The organism is uncultured Bacteroides sp. (assembly GCF_949298305.1).
Classification (GTDB): domain Bacteria; phylum Bacteroidota; class Bacteroidia; order Bacteroidales; family Bacteroidaceae; genus Bacteroides.
On sequence record NZ_CASFWU010000018.1, the window covers coordinates 1 to 17,048 of the forward strand.

Genomic DNA, 17,048 nt, shown 5'->3' on the forward strand with positions numbered 1-17,048 from the left:
TTACCTTCTTCGGGAATAGGAGCCGGTCCGTGGTTAGGACCCTTCTTTACAACACACATGTGTTCCACTTCGTGTGAATAAGTCATAATTAGCTCTTTTAGTTAGTTATAATTAATAAAAACGTAAGTCCGTTTTAAAACCAAAGGCAAAGGTAACCGTTTTCTTTAATTCATCCAACCGTTCAATTTGACTTTTTTATTAAAAATAAGTAATACTCAAGGAGAGTCTGACGTATTGCCATGTCTACTTTGCAATATATGCTTACTGAAGATGCGTATAGCTTTTTCATGCGAGGTGGGATGATTAGTGGGTAGATGACTTGAATGCCGGTGTGGCGTGAGGGGCGGGCGATTGGCATTCCTGTTTCCATCCGTCTGTTGGCCAAACTGTTGATGTACAGTTGCTGATGGAATAAATAGGCAGCCGGTTTTATCACCCGTTACATCTTGTGTGTGGGACGTTTGCCATGCAGTTGCCGGATAAGCTGTTTGACGATTGTGTCCGTTTGCTTTGTGATGTCTTGCCGCCTGTTTTTCTGCCGGTGTCGTCCTTTCTTTCCGTTTTGTCATCCATACGCTTGTATGCGGATGTTTTTCCGGATGGATATCGCGGACTTTTTCTTTTTCTATGTGGAACTTTCGTTCTTTTTCCTTATTTATTTGTAGCTTTGCGCAGAGAAACGTCAATGCAGATGGTTGAAGTTGAAGTCGGGTCTGTTGACAGAGTATGCTTGCGGCACGTGTCGCCGCTTGTGCGGCAGGATACCTTCATCTGTATGAAATGCGTTTCCCGTTTTTTTCGTGGTGCAAGAAATAGTTGCTGATGATGCGTGAATTTGTATATGGAGACCAGAAGAAACTCATGTTTCGCAAGTGCAGTTTGAAGATTGGCGAAGCCAAACTTGCAGGAGATGAAGGAGTAAAAGGAGTTATCGCCCATCAGGGTGGTCTTGGGAGTTAAAGCCAATAGCTTAAACGTATGGTTGGCATCCTTTTTCACAGAGGTATTGGCTTAACTTCTTAACTGCTTAACTACAACCCGTTAATAAACTTGCGAAACTTAAACTTTTAATAAACTTGTGAAACTAAAATAATAACAATATTTCCATTCTATGAGGTTCCTTTATTACATTTATCAGGTTTGTATAGCCTTGCCTATTCTGCTGGTGTTGACTTTGTTGACTGCATTGGTTACTATTGTCGGTTCGCTGATAGGGGGGGCACATGTGTGGGGATATTATCCTGGTAAAATCTGGTCCCAGCTGACTTGTTATTTGCTGTTGCTGCCTGTTAAAGTGCAGGGGCAGGAAAAATTGCATGACCGTACTTCTTATGTTTTTGTTCCTAACCATCAGGGAGCTTTTGATATATTTCTGATTTATGGTTTCCTGGGGCGCAACTTCAAATGGATGATGAAGAAGAGCCTGAGGAAAATTCCGTTTGTAGGTAAAGCCTGTGAAAGCGCCGGGCATATTTTTGTGGACCGCAGCAATCCGAAAAAAATGTTGTCTACCATGCGGCAGGCTGAGGCATCTTTGACAGATGGTGTTTCGTTGGTCGTTTTTCCGGAGGGTGCCCGCACCTTTACCGGTCATTTGGGCAGTTTCAAACGTGGCGCTTTTCAGCTGGCCGACGATTTGCAGCTGGCAGTGGTGCCTGTTACCATAAACGGGTCTTTTGAGGTGTTGCCGCGTACTGGAAAATGGATTCATTGGCATCGGCTTACGCTGACCATTCATACTCCTATTCCTCCAAAAGGGAAAGGGGCCGAGAACATCAGGCTTACCATGAGTGAAGCGTATGCAGCTGTGGAAAGCGGGCTCCCGGAAAAATATAGAGGAAAGGTGAACGATGACCCCCGGAATGCCTGAACTTAAATCTCTGAATGATTCAAATTAAGGCTTTGGCAGAACTTCAAGTTTCGGATTTCCCGAATTGATAATCGGCGAAGTCAAACTTGCAGGAGTGAGAAGAAGCCATCGCCCGCCAGGGCGGGCTTGGATGTAAGAGACCGATAGATGAGCCAATGAAGAATGAGGAATGAAGAATAAAAGGAATTCTGCGACTCATTAATCATTATCCATTATAAGGCTATCGGCTTTCACTGCTGACGAAGCGCATCAAAGTGACAACTTCTATCCCTTCTTAACTTCCGGTAGAATCTGAAATCCGGAACTTGAAGTCATAACCCACGAACTGCCGTGTAATTCATGCCTAAAGGAGGGCGGTTCCTTGACTTGACACGGACTCTTCACACATTGTTTTTTACTTGGGGACATTTCTCTGAATGTCCCTAATTTATTTCGGCCTTCAGCTGTCTGATGGCCTTTTGCGCGTCTCCTTCCGCTTCGTTCAGCAGTGTGACAAAACGGCTGCCGATGATGGCTCCCGAGGCGTGGGCACAGGCTGCTTCGAAAGTCTGGCGGTTGCTGATGCCGAAGCCTACCATGCGCGGATTGTGCAGGCGCATATCCGCTATCCGTTTGAAGTAAGCCTGTTTTTGTGCGTTGAAGTCGTGCTGGGCACCGGTGGTGGCGGCAGAAGAGACCATGTAGATGAAGCCGTCTGTATGGGCGTCAATCTCGCGTACACGAGTTTCTTCGGTCTCGGGAGTGATGAGCATGATGACGCGCAGGCCATACGTTTCCGTGGTCTTCTTATAGGCCTTTTCATAGTCGCGGAAAGGCAGGTCGGGGATGATGACGCCGTCGATGCCGCACGCCTGGCATTGCTTGCAGAAGGCCTCGAAGCCGTAGTGCATGATGGGGTTGAGATAACCCATCAGGATGAGGGGAATGTGTACGTCGCGGCGGATGTCCTTCAGCTGGCTGAAGAGCAGGCGGAGCGACATGCCGTTGCGCAGGGCACGGGTGGCGGCTTCCTGTATGACGATGCCGTCGGCCATGGGGTCGCTGAAGGGGATGCCTATCTCAATCATGTCCACTCCGTTGTCCTGAAGGGTGCGGATGACGTCGGCAGTGCCGTCGAGGGTGGGGCATCCGGCACAGAAATAAATGGAAAGCAGATTTTGGGGGTTGTCTTTGAATAGTTGGTTGATACGGTTCATAGTCTTTAGTTGATGATTGGTTTGACATTTGGAGAATGGGTCGGATGGGGATGGTTTGTTCCTCATCCTTCATTCTTGATCTGATGGATAAATTGCCGGATCCGTTCCACATCCTTCACTCCGGGGCGGATTTCAAAGCGGCTGTTCAGGTCTATGCCGGCGAAGCGGGGGTGGCGGAATTGGCGGATGGCTTTCGCGCTGTACAGGTTGAGGCCACCGCTCAGCAGGAAAGGGGTGGTTCCCCGGTATCGTTGCAGCAGGCTCCAGTCGAACTGGTTGCCCGAACCTCCGAATTGCGGACATTTGGTGTCGAAGAGATAGTAGTTGCATAATCCTTCGTAGGAGGAAATGGCGGCCAGGTCTTTGCCGGTGGCGATGGAGAAAGTCTTGATGACATGCAGGCCGCTGTTTTGGATGGCGTGACAATATTCGGGTGTCTCGTTGCCGTGCAGTTGCACATATTCCAGCCCGAAGCGGTCGGCATACATCAGCACATTTTCCTTGTGCTCGTTGACGAATACACCTACCCGCCCGGCACGGAGCGGCAGGTAGGCTGGCAGTTCGCAGACACACCGGGGGGAGTAGGGATAGAAGATGAACCCTATCAGGTCTACACCCAGTTCTTCGACCTGGCGGATGTTTTCGGCTTCGGTCATGCCACATATTTTAATAAGTGTATTCATAAAGGTCGTTGTTTCAGTAAGTAAGATGCTGTGTCTATCTGCTTGATGAAGTCTTTCAGTGACTGGCCCGGTGAGGCGGTCTTCATGAACGTCTCTCCGATGAGGAAGCCGCGGAAACCGGCTGTGCGAAGGGCCGCTGCGGTTTCGGGCTGTGCAAGTCCGCTTTCCGATACGAGCAGCGGAGCACCGGCTTCTTGCCCGGCTGTCCGTTTCAATTCTTCCGCCAGTCTGAACGAGTTCTGTACGTCGGTATGGAAGGTGCCCAGGTTGCGGTTGTTTACTCCCAGCATGTCCGGACGGCAGGCGGCGTAGGCCAGCTCGGCGGGAGAGTGTATCTCCAGCAGTACCTCCAGACTGAGGGTGTGTGCCTGTTCCGCCAGTTCCGCACATCGTTCAGGCGTCAGACAGGCGGCTATCAGCAGTACGGCATCGGCACCTGCAATGCGTGCCTGCCACAGTTGGTACTCGTCTACAATGAAGTCCTTGCGCAGAATGGGCAGGTTTACCGTAGGGCGTGCTGTACGCAGGTCTCGCAGATTACCTCCGAAGTATTTTTCGTCTGTCAGGATGGACAGGGCTGCGGCTCCTGCTGACTGGTAGGCGGCGGGGATGACGGCGGCCTCAGCCTCTTGGGCTATCCATCCTTTGGAAGGCGAACGACGCTTGAATTCAGCTATGATGCCCGTGGGCGATTGGGCCAATGCCTGTTTCATGCTACGATTTTTCCGTTCCAGCGATTCGGCCTGTGTACGCAGTTGTCCGGGCGGGACTATCTGTTTTTGGCAGGCGATTTCGGCCTTCTTGTTCTCTACGATTTCAGACAATATATCTTTCATGGTTTCAACTGTTTAGTTCGATGAATTTCTTCAGTGTATTCAGGGCTTTGCCGCTTTCCAGCGATTCGCGGGCAATGGCAATGCATTCCTCAATCTCTTTCATAGGTTCCATTACCTGGATGGCAAAGGCGGCATTTACTACTACACACTGGGTCTGTGCCGGCGTGGCACATCTGTTCAGGATGTTGTCGAAGATGCGGGCGGCATCCTGCTGCGTGCTGCCTCCCGACAGTTCCTCGGGGCGCGCTTCGCCGAAGCCTAATGTTCGGGGTCTGTAGATGCGCTCGTAGTTGCGGGTCATTACCTTGAACTCGTCTGTCAAGGATATTTCATCGTAACTGTCCAGACTGTTGACCACGGCAAAGTCAATGCCCAGTTTGTAGAATACGTTGGTGTAGAGACGCATTTGTGCCAGGTCGGCCACTCCCAATAGCTGATAGGCGGGGCGGCAGGGATTGACGAGTGGTCCCAATAGGTTGAACAGGGTGCGGACACCCAGAGCGCGGCGTACCGGTCCTACCAGCTTCATGGCGGGATTGAACAGCTGGGCGTGCAGATAGGCCATGTTGCACTCGTCCATGCTGCGCTGCAGCCGGTCGGGCCGGTTACTGAAGCGCACGCCGTGCTGCTCCATGACGTTGCTGGCACCGCTCACCGAGGTGGCTCCGTAGTTGCCGTGCTTGGCCACTTTGTAGCCGGCACCTGCCACGACGAAGCAGGCGCAGGTGGAGATGTTGAAGGTGTTCTTGCCGTCGCCTCCCGTTCCTACAATGTCTATGGGGCGATAAGGGGCGAAGTCTATGGGAATGCGGGTTTCCATCAGGGCTTCCCGGAAGCCTATGAGTTCGTCCACCGTGATGGCGCGCATCTGGAAGGCGGTGAGCATGGCGGCTACCTGCGCTTCGGGATACATGCCTTGTGTGATGTTGAGCAGCAGTTGTCTGCTCTCTTCCGTGCTGAGCTCTTCGTGGTTGAAGAGGCGGGATAATATTGCTTTCATACGTTTTTGACTGATTGAAGAAGAGTGATGAATGGTTAATGGTAAATGGTTAATGATAAATGATGAATGGCAGAATGGGTACTAATCACTAACCGCTAACCGTTGACCACTAATCACTAACCGCTAACCGTTGACCACTAACCGCTGTATTGCAGCCAGTTGCGGACGATGGCCTTTCCGTCAGGCGTCAATACCGATTCGGGATGGAACTGGATGCCGTGGATGTCGTAGCTGCGGTGCTTCAGAGCCATAATCTGACCTTCGGGGCTGACAGCCGTGACGGCCAGTTGCGGAGGAAATCCGTCGGTGTCCACCACCCACGAGTGGTAACGTCCCACCTGTATCTCCCGGGGCAGGCCGTGGAAGATGTAGTCTTCTTCGAGGATGAATCCTTCTTTGGTTCCTACGGCAGTTCCTCTTACCAGGCGGGTAGGGGTCTGTACACCGTGGAAAACCTCACTGAGGTTGGTCAGCCGTCCGCCGAATATCTGTCCGATGGCCTGCTCGCCCAGACAGATGCCCAGCATCGGTTTCTTGCCGGCATAGGTACGGATGACTTCCGTCAGCAGTCCTGCTTCTTCGGGGATGCCCGGGCCGGGCGAGAGGACAATCTTGTCATATCGTTCCAGTTCCTTCAGTTGGAACCGGTCGTTGCGTACCACGTCCACTTCGGCGCCCAGCTCCTTCAGCAGGTGGGCCAGGTTGTAGGTGAACGAGTCGTAGTTGTCAATGAGTGCAGTTTTCATACTATATTACTCAAGTTTTGGGTTTGATATTTCACTGGAAGTTAAGAAGTTATAGAAGTTGTCACTTCGCTTTGCTTTGCTAGAAGTTAAAGCCGATAGTCTTACAAAAGGAAAAATTGGCAGTAACAGGTCTATTGGCCTTTAACTTCTAAGCCCGTCCTGGCGGGCGATAACTCCTTCTAACTCCTCTAACTCCTGCAAGTTTGGCTTCGCCGATTTTCAATTCGGTAAAACCGAAACTTAAATATATTATATTTGTGGATGGTGGTTCTACATCTTCTCTGCCATTTCGATGGCTTTTCTCAGGGCTCCCAGTTTGTTGTTCACTTCCTGCAGTTCGTATTCCTCGTTGCTGCGTGCCACGATGCCTCCTCCTGCCTGGAACCAGAGCACGCCGTTGCGACTGACGAAGGTGCGGATGGTGATGGCCTGGTTGAGCGAACCGTCCAGTCCGATGAAGCCTATGCAACCGCCATAGGCACCGCGGTTATGGGGCTCAATCTGGCTGATGAGCTGCATGGCCCGCACTTTCGGTGCTCCGCTCAGGGTGCCTGCCGGAAAGGTGTCCACGAAAGCCTTCACGGGGTCGGCACCGTCGTTCAGCGTCCCGCTGACGCGGCTCACCAGGTGGATGACGTGGCTGTAATATTGCGTTTCCTTGTAGAAGTCCACCTGAACGTCGTGGCAGTTGCGAGAGAGGTCGTTGCGGGCCAGGTCTACCAGCATCACGTGCTCGGCGTTCTCTTTCGGATTGTCGCGCAGGTAGCGGGCGTTGGCGGCATCCTGCTCGGGATTACCGGTGCGGCGGGTGGTACCGGCAATGGGGTCGATGTAGGCACGGCGCCCTTCGATGCGGCAGTGTGTCTCGGGCGAGGAGCCGAAGATACGGAAGCCGCCGAAGTCGAAGTAGAACAGATAGGGCGAGGGATTGATGCTGCGCAGGGCACGGTAGAGCTTGAAGTCGTCGCCCACGAAGCGTTGCTCGAAGCGTCGCGAGAGTACTATCTGGAATACGTCGCCCCGCAGGCAATGGGCAATGCCCCGGCGGATGTTGGCCTTGTGTTCTTCGTCGGTGAGCGGAGAGGTGACGGGACCGGTGGCGTGGAAGTCGTAGGCGGTGTAGTTGCGGTTGTTGATGGCTTTCTGCACTTTGTCCAGTTCACTGCTTTCGTTGTCGGCCAGCATTTCGAGTATCATCATTTCGTTGCGGAAGTCGTTGAACACAATCAGATACTTATATAGGATATAGAGCATGTCGGGGGCATCGTTGGTGGTCTCGCGGCTGTCCTTCACGTCTATCTGTTCAAAGTAACGCACGGCATTGAAAGAGGTGTAGCCATACAGGCCGCAATAGTGGCTGTACTCTCCCTCTACCCGGAAGCGGCCCAGGAAGTCGTTGACGGCGTTTTCCACCCGGTAGCTGTCGGTCACGGCCCGTTCTTCGCGCCGGCCGTCGGGCAGGCGGAAGATGGCGGTGCCGTGGTCTATGCTGATGCTGGCCAGTGGACAGAGAGCAATGAAAGAGCGGTTGTTTTCGCTTCCGTGGTAGTCGGAGCTCTCCATCAGGGCGCTTTGCGGAAAGACGTCGCGTACCTTCAGATAGGTACTTACCGGGGTGTGCAGGTCGCCCAGCAGGATACGGCTGCGGGTGGTATAGTGGTAACGGTTGGAGGTAGTCATGGGGTTAATGGTGAATGGTGAATGGTGAATGGTTAATGACTTAGAAATTTTCGGTCTGCGGTCTCTCTCTCAGGTAGGTCTCCATGTCCTTGTCGCCGCGGCCCGATACGGTCAGTACGACGACATCCGTGGGACGGAAGTGCATCTGCTCCAGTGCACCCAGGGCGTGGGCACTTTCCAGGGCGGGGATGATGCCCTCCAGGCGGGTCAGGCGGTAGGCGGCCCGGATGGCTTCGTCGTCGTTGACGGAGAGGACCAGGGCGCGCTTCTGTTTGGCCAGATTGGCGTGCATGGGTCCGATGCCCGGATAGTCCAAGCCGGCCGAGATGGAGTATGGCTCTTCTATCTGTCCGTCCTCGTTCTGTATGACGTAGGTCCGTGCTCCGTGGATGATGCCCGTCTGCCCCAGTGCGATGGTGGCGGCGGTCATGCCGCTTTCCACGCCTTTCCCTCCGGCTTCGGCCAGCACTATCTTCACCCGCTGGTCGTCTATGTAGTGGTAGATAGTTCCGGCAGCATTGCTTCCGCCGCCCACGCAGGCCATGAGGTAGTCGGGATAGTCGCGCCCTTCCTGTTCCAGCAACTGCTTCCTGATTTCCTCGCTGATGACAGACTGGAGCCGTGCCACCATGTCTGGGTAGGGATGGGGTCCTACGGTGGAGCCTATGATGTAATAGGTGTCCTGCGGATGGCAGCACCAGTCGCGGATGGCTTCGTTGGTGGCATCTTTCAGGGTCATGTTGCCCGAAGTCACAGGTACCACCGTGGCCCCCAGCATCTTCATCTTTTCCACATTGACGTGCTGGCGTTCCACGTCGGTCTTGCCCATATAGACAATGCACTCCATGCCCGTCAGGGCGCAGACGGTGGCCGTGGCCACGCCGTGCTGTCCGGCGCCCGTCTCGGCAATGATGCGTTTCTTGCCCATGCGGCGTGCCAGCAGAATCTGTCCGATGGTGTTGTTGATTTTGTGCGCGCCGGTGTGGTTCAGGTCTTCCCGTTTCAGGTAAATCCGGCATCCGTATCTTTCCGAGAGGCGGGAGGCCAGGTAGAGCGGCGAAGGCCGTCCCACGTAGTCGCGGAGCAGACGTTCGTACTCCTGACGGAAGTCTTCACTTTGCAGGACACCGAGGTAGGTGTCCTGCAGTTCCTTGACGCACCGATGGAGGATTTCGGGGATGTAGGCTCCGCCGAATTCTCCGTAGTAGCCTTGGTTGTCAACTAAGAATGTAGTCATATTTGTAGAGGTTTAATTGTGATGAAACGATGGATAACGAAAAGAGCCCTGCCGCAAGTGCGACAGGGCTCTTTCTGATATTGTTCGGTTAGATGACGGATATATACATACGAGCGCTGCTCCCCTTACGACTGCAGGAGTTGTAACGGACGCCACCACCAATATGTATTTGTCATTCTTGTTTTCATTGCTTTTTTTTAGTTTTACGGGGCAAATATAGACACTTTATTTGGATTTCCAAAGATTTGCTTACTTTTTTTCTTTGTCTGAACAAAAAAAGGCCGGCAGGTGTTTTGGGTACGAGTATCGTTGCTGCTAGCGGAACTTGCATAACCAATAAATGTAGGAATCAATTATGAAACGAAGTCATTGGATTACCGTGGGCGTGGTCATCGCCATTTTGCTGTTGTTGTTTTGGCTATTTATAGCCGAAGACTTGAATGCCTGGATAGGGACGAACTGAGTGTTGGTGCATTTTTTTCATTTTATTTCTGTGCGTTGTTCGGATAAAGATGTATCTTCGCAGAAAAACCAAGAAGTATATGAGAGGATTAAGTTATTCATTCCTGCGCGCTGTGTGTGCGCTTGTCATTGGCCTGATTCTGGTGATGTTTCCCAATCAGGCAGGTGAATACCTGGTGATTACGGTGGGGGTGGTGTTCCTGATACCTTCGCTCATCAGTCTCATCGGTTATTTCGCATTGGGGAAAGATGGCAGCCGCCGCTTCCCGATTGAGGGAGTGGGCAGCCTGCTGTTCGGGCTTTGGCTGATGATTATGCCCGGATTCTTTGCCGACCTGCTGACGTTTGTGCTGGGCTTCATTCTGGCGCTGGGCGGGGTGCAGCAGATTGCCTCGCTGGTGTCTGCCCGCCGCTGGATGCGTGTACCCGGTGGCTACTATGTGGTGCCGGTGCTGATTCTGATTGCCGGCGTGGTGGCGTTGTTCAATCCCACAGGCGTCCGTTCAACGGCCTTCATCATCATTGGCGTCAGCAGCTTGGTCTATGCCCTGTCCGAATTGCTGAACTGGTTCGTATTCTCCCGCCGCCGTCCCAAACCGACGGCAGGAGGCAGTTCCGCGCTTCAGAACAGTACCGATGTGGAAGATGCCGAGATCGTGAACGACTGACGTGCGGCGTACGGTCGGTTCCGATTGAGAAAGGGGGTGTGCAGGCACGGAGAGTTGCCGGCACACCCCCTTTCCTTGTCTTGTCCGCAGTCTGTCCAATCGCATGGGCAGGAGGGAAAAGAAAAATAGGGCAGGCCTTGTTTCGCAACAAAGCCTGCCCGGCAAACTTAAAACAACCAACAAAAGAAATAAGCTTTCAGCTCAATCTCTCTGTGGAATCTCTTGTCATGCGAGTTATCGGATGAACAGCAACTCCCTGTACTTGGGCAACGTCCACATCTGGTTGTCGACAATCAGTTCGAGCTTGTCGATGTGGTAGCGTATCTGCTCCATGGCCGGAACGATGGTGTCGTGGTAGGCGATGGCCTTGCTGCGCTCGCCGGCAATCTTGTTGGCCACCTTGCGGGCTTCTATCATGGCATCCACGTGCTCCTTGATGAAGGCGGTGCGGTCGGCAATCTCCTCGATGAGTTCCAGATTCTTGGCCGAGAGTTTGGCGGCCTTCTCGGCCGGGAAGAGCTCTTTCATCTTGTAGACGTTGTCTATCAGCTCGGTCTGGTACTGGGTGGCCACGGGGATGATGTGGTTCATGGCCAGGTCGCCCAGTACGCGGGCTTCAATCTGTATTTTCTTGGTGTAGGTTTCCCACTTCACCTCGTTGCGCGCTTCCAGTTCCTTCTTGCTCATGACACCTGTCTTCTCGAACATGGCGATGCTTTCGGGCTTCAGGTAGTTGTCGAAGATGAGGGGGACGCTGGTCTCGCAGTCCAGGCCGCGTCTCTGTGCCTCGGCCTTCCACTCGTCGCTGTAGCCGTTTCCGTCGAAGTGGATGGGCTTGCAAATCTTGATGTACTTGCGGATGACTTCCAGGATGGCCGACATCTTGGGTTCGCCTTTCTCCATCAGCGCGTCCACGTCCTGCTTGAACTCGGCCAGCTGTTCGGCCAGGGCGGTGTTCAGGGCTATCATGGCGCTGGCGCAGTTGGCTTCCGACCCTACGGCACGGAACTCGAAGCGGTTGCCGGTGAAGGCGAAGGGCGAGGTGCGGTTGCGGTCGGTGTTGTCTATCATCAGCTCGGGTATCTGGGGGATGTCCAGTTTCATGCCCTGCTTGCCGCTGAGGCTGATCAGTTCGTCCTTGTCACTTTCCTCGATGTGGGCCAATACCTGCGAGAGCTGCTTGCCCAGGAAGGAGGAGATGATGGCGGGGGGAGCTTCGTTGGCACCCAGACGGTGGGCGTTGGTGGCGCTGGAGATGGAGGCCTTCAGCAGGCCGTTGTGGCGGTAGACGGCCATCAGCGTGTTGACCACGAACGTGATGAAGCGCAGGTTCTCCTCGGGGGTCTTGCCGGGGGCGTGGAGCAGGATGCCCGTGTCGGTGCCCAGCGACCAGTTGTTGTGCTTGCCGCTGCCGTTCACTCCCTTGAAGGGCTTTTCGTGGAGCAGCACGCGGAAGCCGTGGTGGCGTGCGATTTTGCGCATCAGGGCCATGATGAGCATGTTGTGGTCTACGGCCAGGTTGCATTCCTCAAAGACGGGTGCCAGCTCAAACTGGTTGGGGGCCACCTCGTTGTGGCGTGTCTTGACGGGGATGCCCAGCTTCAGGGCTTCAATCTCCAGCTCCTTCATGAAGGCGGCCACGCGGGGCGGAATGGCTCCGAAGTAGTGGTCCTCCAGCTGCTGGTTCTTGGCGGAGTCGTGTCCGGTCAGCGTGCGGCCCGTCATCAGCAGGTCGGGGCGTGCGGCATACAGGCCTTCGTCTATGAGGAAATATTCCTGCTCCCAGCCCAGGTAGGCATATACTTTCTTCACGTCGGGGTTGAAGTAGTGGCAGACGTCTGTGGCGGCCTTGTCCACGGCGCGCAGGGCCTTCAGGAGCGGGGCCTTGTAGTCCAGCGATTCGCCCGTGTAGGCAATGAAGATGGTGGGGATGCACAGGGTGTCGTCCACGATGAAGGCGGGCGACGAGGGGTCCCAGGCCGAGTATCCGCGCGCCTCGAAGGTGTTGCGGATGCCGCCGTTGGGGAAGCTGGAGGCGTCGGGCTCCTGCTGTACGAGCAGCTTGCCGGTGAACTCTTCCATGACTCCTCCCTTGCCGTCGTGCTCCACGAAGGCGTCGTGCTTCTCGGCCGTGCCTTCGGTCAGGGGGTGGAACCAGTGGGTGTAGTGGGTGGCTCCCATTTCGGTGGCCCACTTCTTCATGCCTGCGGCCACCTCGTCGGCAATGCTGCGGTCCAGCGTGGCGCCGTTGTCTATGACGTCAATCAGCTTGGCATAGACCTTGCTCGGCAGATAGCGGAACATCTTTTCCTTGTTGAACACGTACTTGGCAAAGTACTCTGACGGGCGTTCCGCCGGTGTCTCCACGACTACCGGCTTCTTCTTGAACGCCGTTTCTACGACTCTGAATCTCAATTTTGACATAATACTCGTTTCTTTATTGGTTTGAAATATGTTCTTTTTTTTCGTAAGCTCCGCAAAGCGTGGCAGGCGTCTCCGGGGCTTCCGGTTGCTTTATCCGAAGTATAGCGTCAGTTTAGTCTGATTAAACTGTCAGTTTAAAGCGATTAAACTCTCGGTTTAGTCCGATTAAGCTCCCGGTTTATAGCTATTAAACTGACAGTTTATTTTCAGTAAATCAGAATAAACTCGTATGCGGTTGTTTCACAATGAGTTGGCTGCTGAGGCCTGCGGGCTTAGTTGTAGGCCGACTCTCCGTGTTCGTAGATGTCGAGGCCTTCTTCTTCCACTCGTCCGGGTACGCGGAGGCCGTGAACCTTGTCAAGCAGTTTGAAGATGACGAATCCCATGCCGGCGGCCCAGGCTCCTACGACCAGCGCGCCGAACAGCTGCGCTCCCAGGAAGTTCCATCCGCCACCGTAGAACAGGCCTTCGCTGGTGGAGAACAGACCGGTGAGGACGGTTCCCGTGAAACCGCATACGCCGTGTACGGAGCTGGCGCCTACGGGGTCGTCAATCTTCAGCACCTTGTCGATGAAGTCTACGGCGAATATCATCAGACAGCCGCAGATGCTTCCTATGGCGACGGCTCCTGCCGGAGAGACGGCGTCGCAACCGGCCGTCACGCCTACCAGTCCGGCCAGAATGCCGTTCAGCGTCAGCGACAGGGAGGGCTTGCCATACTTCATCCAGCTGACCAGCAGGGCGAAGCATCCGCCTGCGCAGGCGGCCAGGTTGGTGTTGAGGAAGACAAGCGAGATGGCCACCTGGTCGTCGGTAGTAGCGGCAGCCAGCTGCGAGCCGGGGTTGAAGCCGAACCAGCCGAACCACAGGATGAACACGCCCAGGGCCGCGAGGGTGAGGTTGTGGCCGGGGATGGCTCTGGACTTGCCGTCTCTGCCGTACTTGCCGATGCGGGGGCCCAGGATGGCGGCGCCTACCAGGGCTATCCAGCCGCCCACGGAGTGGACGATGGTGGAGCCGGCGAAGTCGTGGAAGGTGGTGCCGAAGAGGTTCATCATGAACGAGCCTTCGTCGCCGTTCATCAGCCATCCGCCGCCCCACGTCCAGTGGCCGGACACGGGATAAATCAGCACGCTGATGAAGATGGTATATACCAGGTACATGGAGAACTTGGTACGTTCGGCCATGGCGCCCGAGACGATGGTGGCCGCTGTGGCGCAGAACACGGTCTGGAACACCAGGAAGCCTTCGGTGGGCAGCGAGGCGGGGTCGGGCAGGCCGTTGCTGTCGAAGGCGAGGCTCATCAGATGGGGAGCGCCGAAGAGGTCGCCCAATCCAAACATGATGCCGAAGCCTACCAGCCAGTAGAGCAGCGAGCCGAAGATGAAGTCCACGAAGTTTTTCATCAGGATGTTGGCCGTATTCTTGGTGCGGGTGAATCCGGCTTCGACCAGCGCGAAGCCCGGCTGCATGAAGAATACCAGCATGGCGGCCAGCAGCATCCAGACGGTGTTGACACCCGATACCAGCTGGGCTACGGTGTCGGGGAGGTCCGCTCCGGTTGGGGCGATGCTTTCGGCGGTGATGTCTTGTGCGTATGTGTCGGTTGCAAGGCATAGCAATGTCAGTATGGCAACGGCCGTCCACGGCCTGATGCCACGTTTCGTATATTTGTCCATAATCATTTTGCTTTAGTTGTACTTGTAGAAATTGCTTCCGGTATCCGCACCTCCGTGTGGGGCAGGTGCAGGACCGGGGGAAAGTGTCCGGGCTATCGGGTTGTGCTGCCTTACTTCTCCTGTTCGGCATTGTAGAGGGCAATGTCGCCCCGTTCGCCCGTGCGGATGCGGATGGCATCTTCAATGGGGATGACGAAGATACGTCCGTCGCCTATCTCACCCGTCTGTGCGGCCTTGATGATGGCCTGCACGGTCTTTTCGGCATTCTTGTCGCGTACGACGATGGAAATCAGGATGCGCTCGATGGAGCTGGTGTCGTACATGACCCCGCGGTAGATGCGGGCCTCTCTGGACTTTCCAATTCCCCTGACATCGTAGTAGGAGAACCATTCGATGTCCGCTTCGAGCAACGCGTCCTTCACGTCCTCGAACTTGGTCTTGCGGATGATAGCTTCAATCTTTTTCATACCTTAAACAGTGATTTGTGGTTTGTACTTCGTCAGAAACTGAGCCCTGCTGCAAAGTAGGCTCCCTCGGTGGCCGGGTTCCAGGTGGCGGAACAGAACAGGGGCAGGGAGAAGGAGTCGGTAACCTTGATTTCCTTGCCGGCCTTCAGGGTGAGGTTGCACACCTCGAAACCGCCGGCGCCACCGTTGTAGAAGCTGGTTTCCCAGGGCGTGGCACCTATTTCGGCCTTCCAGTCCAGGCCGCCCAGCCTGAAGGGAGCCGCTACGCTGATGTACGAGGAGTAGGCACGCTCTCCGTCGGCCTTCACTCCGTCGGCTCCCGCGAAGTTGGTGTACCAGTTGACGGCCAGCGGGCCGAAGTCGTAACCCACCTGTGCCTCGAACACGTGCATGGTGTTGCGGGCACCGTAGTGGAAGTAACCCTGTCCGCCGTTGAACCAATAGTCGGTGACCGATGCGCTGAATCCGCCTGTGGTGTAACCCAGTGTCAGGTCAAATTCCTTGGTGTCCGAGCTTTCCAGTCCCACTGAGCCCCAGGCTCCGAGCGAGAAGCCCTTGTAGGACACGGATGCGCGGGGTTGGATGCTTACGCCGCCCAGGTCCTGGCCGCGCCAGATGTAGCTGCTCACGAGGTCGGCTCCGGCCGTTGCCTCCACTTTGTCCTGTGCCTTTGCTGTGAAAGGCACTGATAATAACGCGGTGGCTATTATCCCCAATTTCATGTTTCTTGTCTTCATACCTTTTTACCTTTTACTTCTTACTAATCTGCGGATGATCGGTCCGTCTCATATTTATATAGTCAGCGCTGAAACTATCAAGTAGGGATTGCCTTGCATGCGATGTTGTCGTCCTTATGCCTATTTCAACCAGTTGCGGATGCGGCGCATGGCCTCCGCTGTGTCAGAGTGGTTGCCGAAGGCGGTCAGGCGGATGTAGCCTTCGCCACTCGGCCCGAAGCCCACGCCCGGCGTGCCCACCACGTTGGCTTCGTAGAGCATCTGTTCGAAGAATCGCCAGGAACTGATGCCGTCCGGTGTCTTCAGCCAGATGTAGGGAGCGTTCACGCCGCCGTACACTTTCAGTCCGGCCTTTTCAAGCCCCTCTTTCATGGTGCGGGCATTCTCCATGTAGTAGTCTATGTTGGCCTTCACCTGCTGCTTCCCTTCCGGGGTGTAGATGGCTTCGGCCGCCCGCTGGGTGATGTAGCTGGTGCCGTTGAACTTGGTACACTGGCGGCGGTTCCACAGCTTGTTGAGGGCTACGCGGTCGCCCGTCAGGGTGGCGGCGGTCAGTTCCTTGGGCACCACGGTGTAGCCGCAGCGCACACCGGTGAATCCGGCCGTCTTCGAGAAGCTGCGTATCTCGATGGCGCATTTCTTGGCTCCTTTTATCTCGTAGATGGAGTGGGGGACGTCGTCTTCGCGGATAAAGGCCTCGTAGGCGGCGTCGAACACGAGAAGTGTGTCGTTGTCCAGCGCATAGTCCACCCACTTCTTCAGCTCGGCCTTGGTCAGCGTGGTGCCGGTGGGGTTGTTGGGATAGCAGAGGTAGATGAGGTCGATGCGCCTGTCGGGGATTTCGGGCACGAAGCCGTTCTCCTCGGTGCAGGGCAGGTAGGTGACGTTGCTCCAGTGGCCGTCATCCTCCAGCGTGCCGGCCCGTCCGCACATGATGTTGCTGTCCACGTAGACCGGATAGACGGGGTCGGTGATGCCCATGCTGTTGTCCCAGCGCAGCAGTTCGCCGATGTTTCCCGTGTCGCTCTTGGCACCGTCGTTGATGAAGATCTCGCCGGCCGACAGGTGTACGCCCCGTGGGGCAAAGTCGTTCTTGATGATGGCTTCGATGAGGAAGTCATAGCCCTGTTCGGGACCATATCCGCGGAAGGTCTTCTCGCTGCCCATCTCGTCCACGGCCTTGTGCATGGCCGCGATGCAGGCGGGGGGAAGCGGACGGGTCACGTCGCCTATGCCCAGCCGGATGAGGTCTTGTTTGGGGTGTGTTATCTTGAACGTGTTAATCTTCTTGGCGATGTCTGAAAACAGATAACTGCCCGGTAGCTTTAAAAAATGTTCGTTTACTAATGCCATTTCTTTTGTT

The 17,048-nt window shown here is 55.0% G+C and carries 14 protein-coding genes; 2 read left to right on the top strand and 12 right to left on the bottom strand.

Annotated features, from left to right (window positions below; all coding sequences use genetic code 11):
* The first annotated feature begins 1,111 nt into the window (after positions 1-1,111).
* The gene (locus tag Q1Y74_RS03925) at positions 1,112-1,870 is read left to right on the top strand and encodes a lysophospholipid acyltransferase family protein (protein WP_300812434.1); all 759 of its coding nucleotides are present in this window, start codon (positions 1,112-1,114) and stop codon (positions 1,868-1,870) included.
* A 422-nt stretch (positions 1,871-2,292) separates the two neighbouring features.
* On the opposite strand, the gene trpA is transcribed toward Q1Y74_RS03925, so the two are convergent.
* The 7 genes from trpA to trpB form a co-directional block, all read right to left on the bottom strand.
* Positions 2,293-3,066, bottom strand: coding sequence for a tryptophan synthase subunit alpha (gene trpA / locus Q1Y74_RS03930; protein ID WP_300812435.1), 774 nt, complete (start codon positions 3,064-3,066; stop codon positions 2,293-2,295).
* Between the two features lie 62 nt (positions 3,067-3,128).
* Positions 3,129-3,749 (bottom strand): phosphoribosylanthranilate isomerase, encoded by a 621-nt coding sequence (locus Q1Y74_RS03935; RefSeq protein WP_300812436.1) that lies wholly within the window; start codon positions 3,747-3,749, stop codon positions 3,129-3,131.
* Entirely contained in the window at positions 3,746-4,585 is an 840-nt protein-coding gene (gene trpC / locus Q1Y74_RS03940; RefSeq protein ID WP_300812437.1) for an indole-3-glycerol phosphate synthase TrpC, read from the bottom strand. Before trpC ends, Q1Y74_RS03935 begins: the two co-directional genes overlap by 4 nt.
* Positions 4,586-4,589: 4 nt before the next feature.
* The gene (gene trpD / locus Q1Y74_RS03945; protein ID WP_300812438.1) at positions 4,590-5,585 is read right to left on the bottom strand and encodes an anthranilate phosphoribosyltransferase; all 996 of its coding nucleotides are present in this window, start codon (positions 5,583-5,585) and stop codon (positions 4,590-4,592) included.
* Between the two features lie 137 nt (positions 5,586-5,722).
* A complete protein-coding gene (locus Q1Y74_RS03950; RefSeq protein WP_300812439.1) occupies positions 5,723-6,331 on the bottom strand; it encodes an aminodeoxychorismate/anthranilate synthase component II in 609 nt (202 codons plus the stop codon).
* Positions 6,332-6,601: 270 nt separating this feature from the next.
* Positions 6,602-8,011, bottom strand: a complete 1,410-nt coding sequence (locus tag Q1Y74_RS03955) for an anthranilate synthase component I family protein (protein ID WP_300812440.1) — start codon at positions 8,009-8,011, stop codon at positions 6,602-6,604.
* Positions 8,012-8,051: 40 nt separating this feature from the next.
* A complete protein-coding gene (trpB, locus tag Q1Y74_RS03960; protein WP_300812441.1) occupies positions 8,052-9,248 on the bottom strand; it encodes a tryptophan synthase subunit beta in 1,197 nt (398 codons plus the stop codon).
* A gap of 542 nt (positions 9,249-9,790) precedes the next feature.
* On the opposite strand from trpB, the gene Q1Y74_RS03965 reads away from it, so the two are divergent.
* On the top strand, positions 9,791-10,378 hold the full coding sequence (locus tag Q1Y74_RS03965) for a DUF308 domain-containing protein (protein ID WP_300812442.1): 588 nt from the start codon (positions 9,791-9,793) through the stop codon (positions 10,376-10,378).
* A gap of 234 nt (positions 10,379-10,612) precedes the next feature.
* On the opposite strand, the gene Q1Y74_RS03970 is transcribed toward Q1Y74_RS03965, so the two are convergent.
* From Q1Y74_RS03970 to Q1Y74_RS03990, 5 genes are all read right to left on the bottom strand, one after another.
* Positions 10,613-12,802, bottom strand: coding sequence for a glutamine synthetase III (locus Q1Y74_RS03970; protein ID WP_300812443.1), 2,190 nt, complete (start codon positions 12,800-12,802; stop codon positions 10,613-10,615).
* A 272-nt stretch (positions 12,803-13,074) separates the two neighbouring features.
* Positions 13,075-14,481, bottom strand: a complete 1,407-nt coding sequence (locus tag Q1Y74_RS03975; protein WP_300812444.1) for an ammonium transporter — start codon at positions 14,479-14,481, stop codon at positions 13,075-13,077.
* Between the two features lie 110 nt (positions 14,482-14,591).
* Positions 14,592-14,948 (bottom strand): P-II family nitrogen regulator, encoded by a 357-nt coding sequence (locus Q1Y74_RS03980; protein ID WP_300812445.1) that lies wholly within the window; start codon positions 14,946-14,948, stop codon positions 14,592-14,594.
* 32 nt (positions 14,949-14,980) lie between these two features.
* Complete coding sequence (locus tag Q1Y74_RS03985) at positions 14,981-15,685, bottom strand: hypothetical protein (RefSeq protein ID WP_300812446.1); 705 nt, start codon at positions 15,683-15,685, stop codon at positions 14,981-14,983.
* A 120-nt stretch (positions 15,686-15,805) separates the two neighbouring features.
* On the bottom strand, positions 15,806-17,038 hold the full coding sequence (locus Q1Y74_RS03990) for an LL-diaminopimelate aminotransferase (RefSeq protein ID WP_300812447.1): 1,233 nt from the start codon (positions 17,036-17,038) through the stop codon (positions 15,806-15,808).
* Positions 17,039-17,048: the final 10 nt, after the last annotated feature.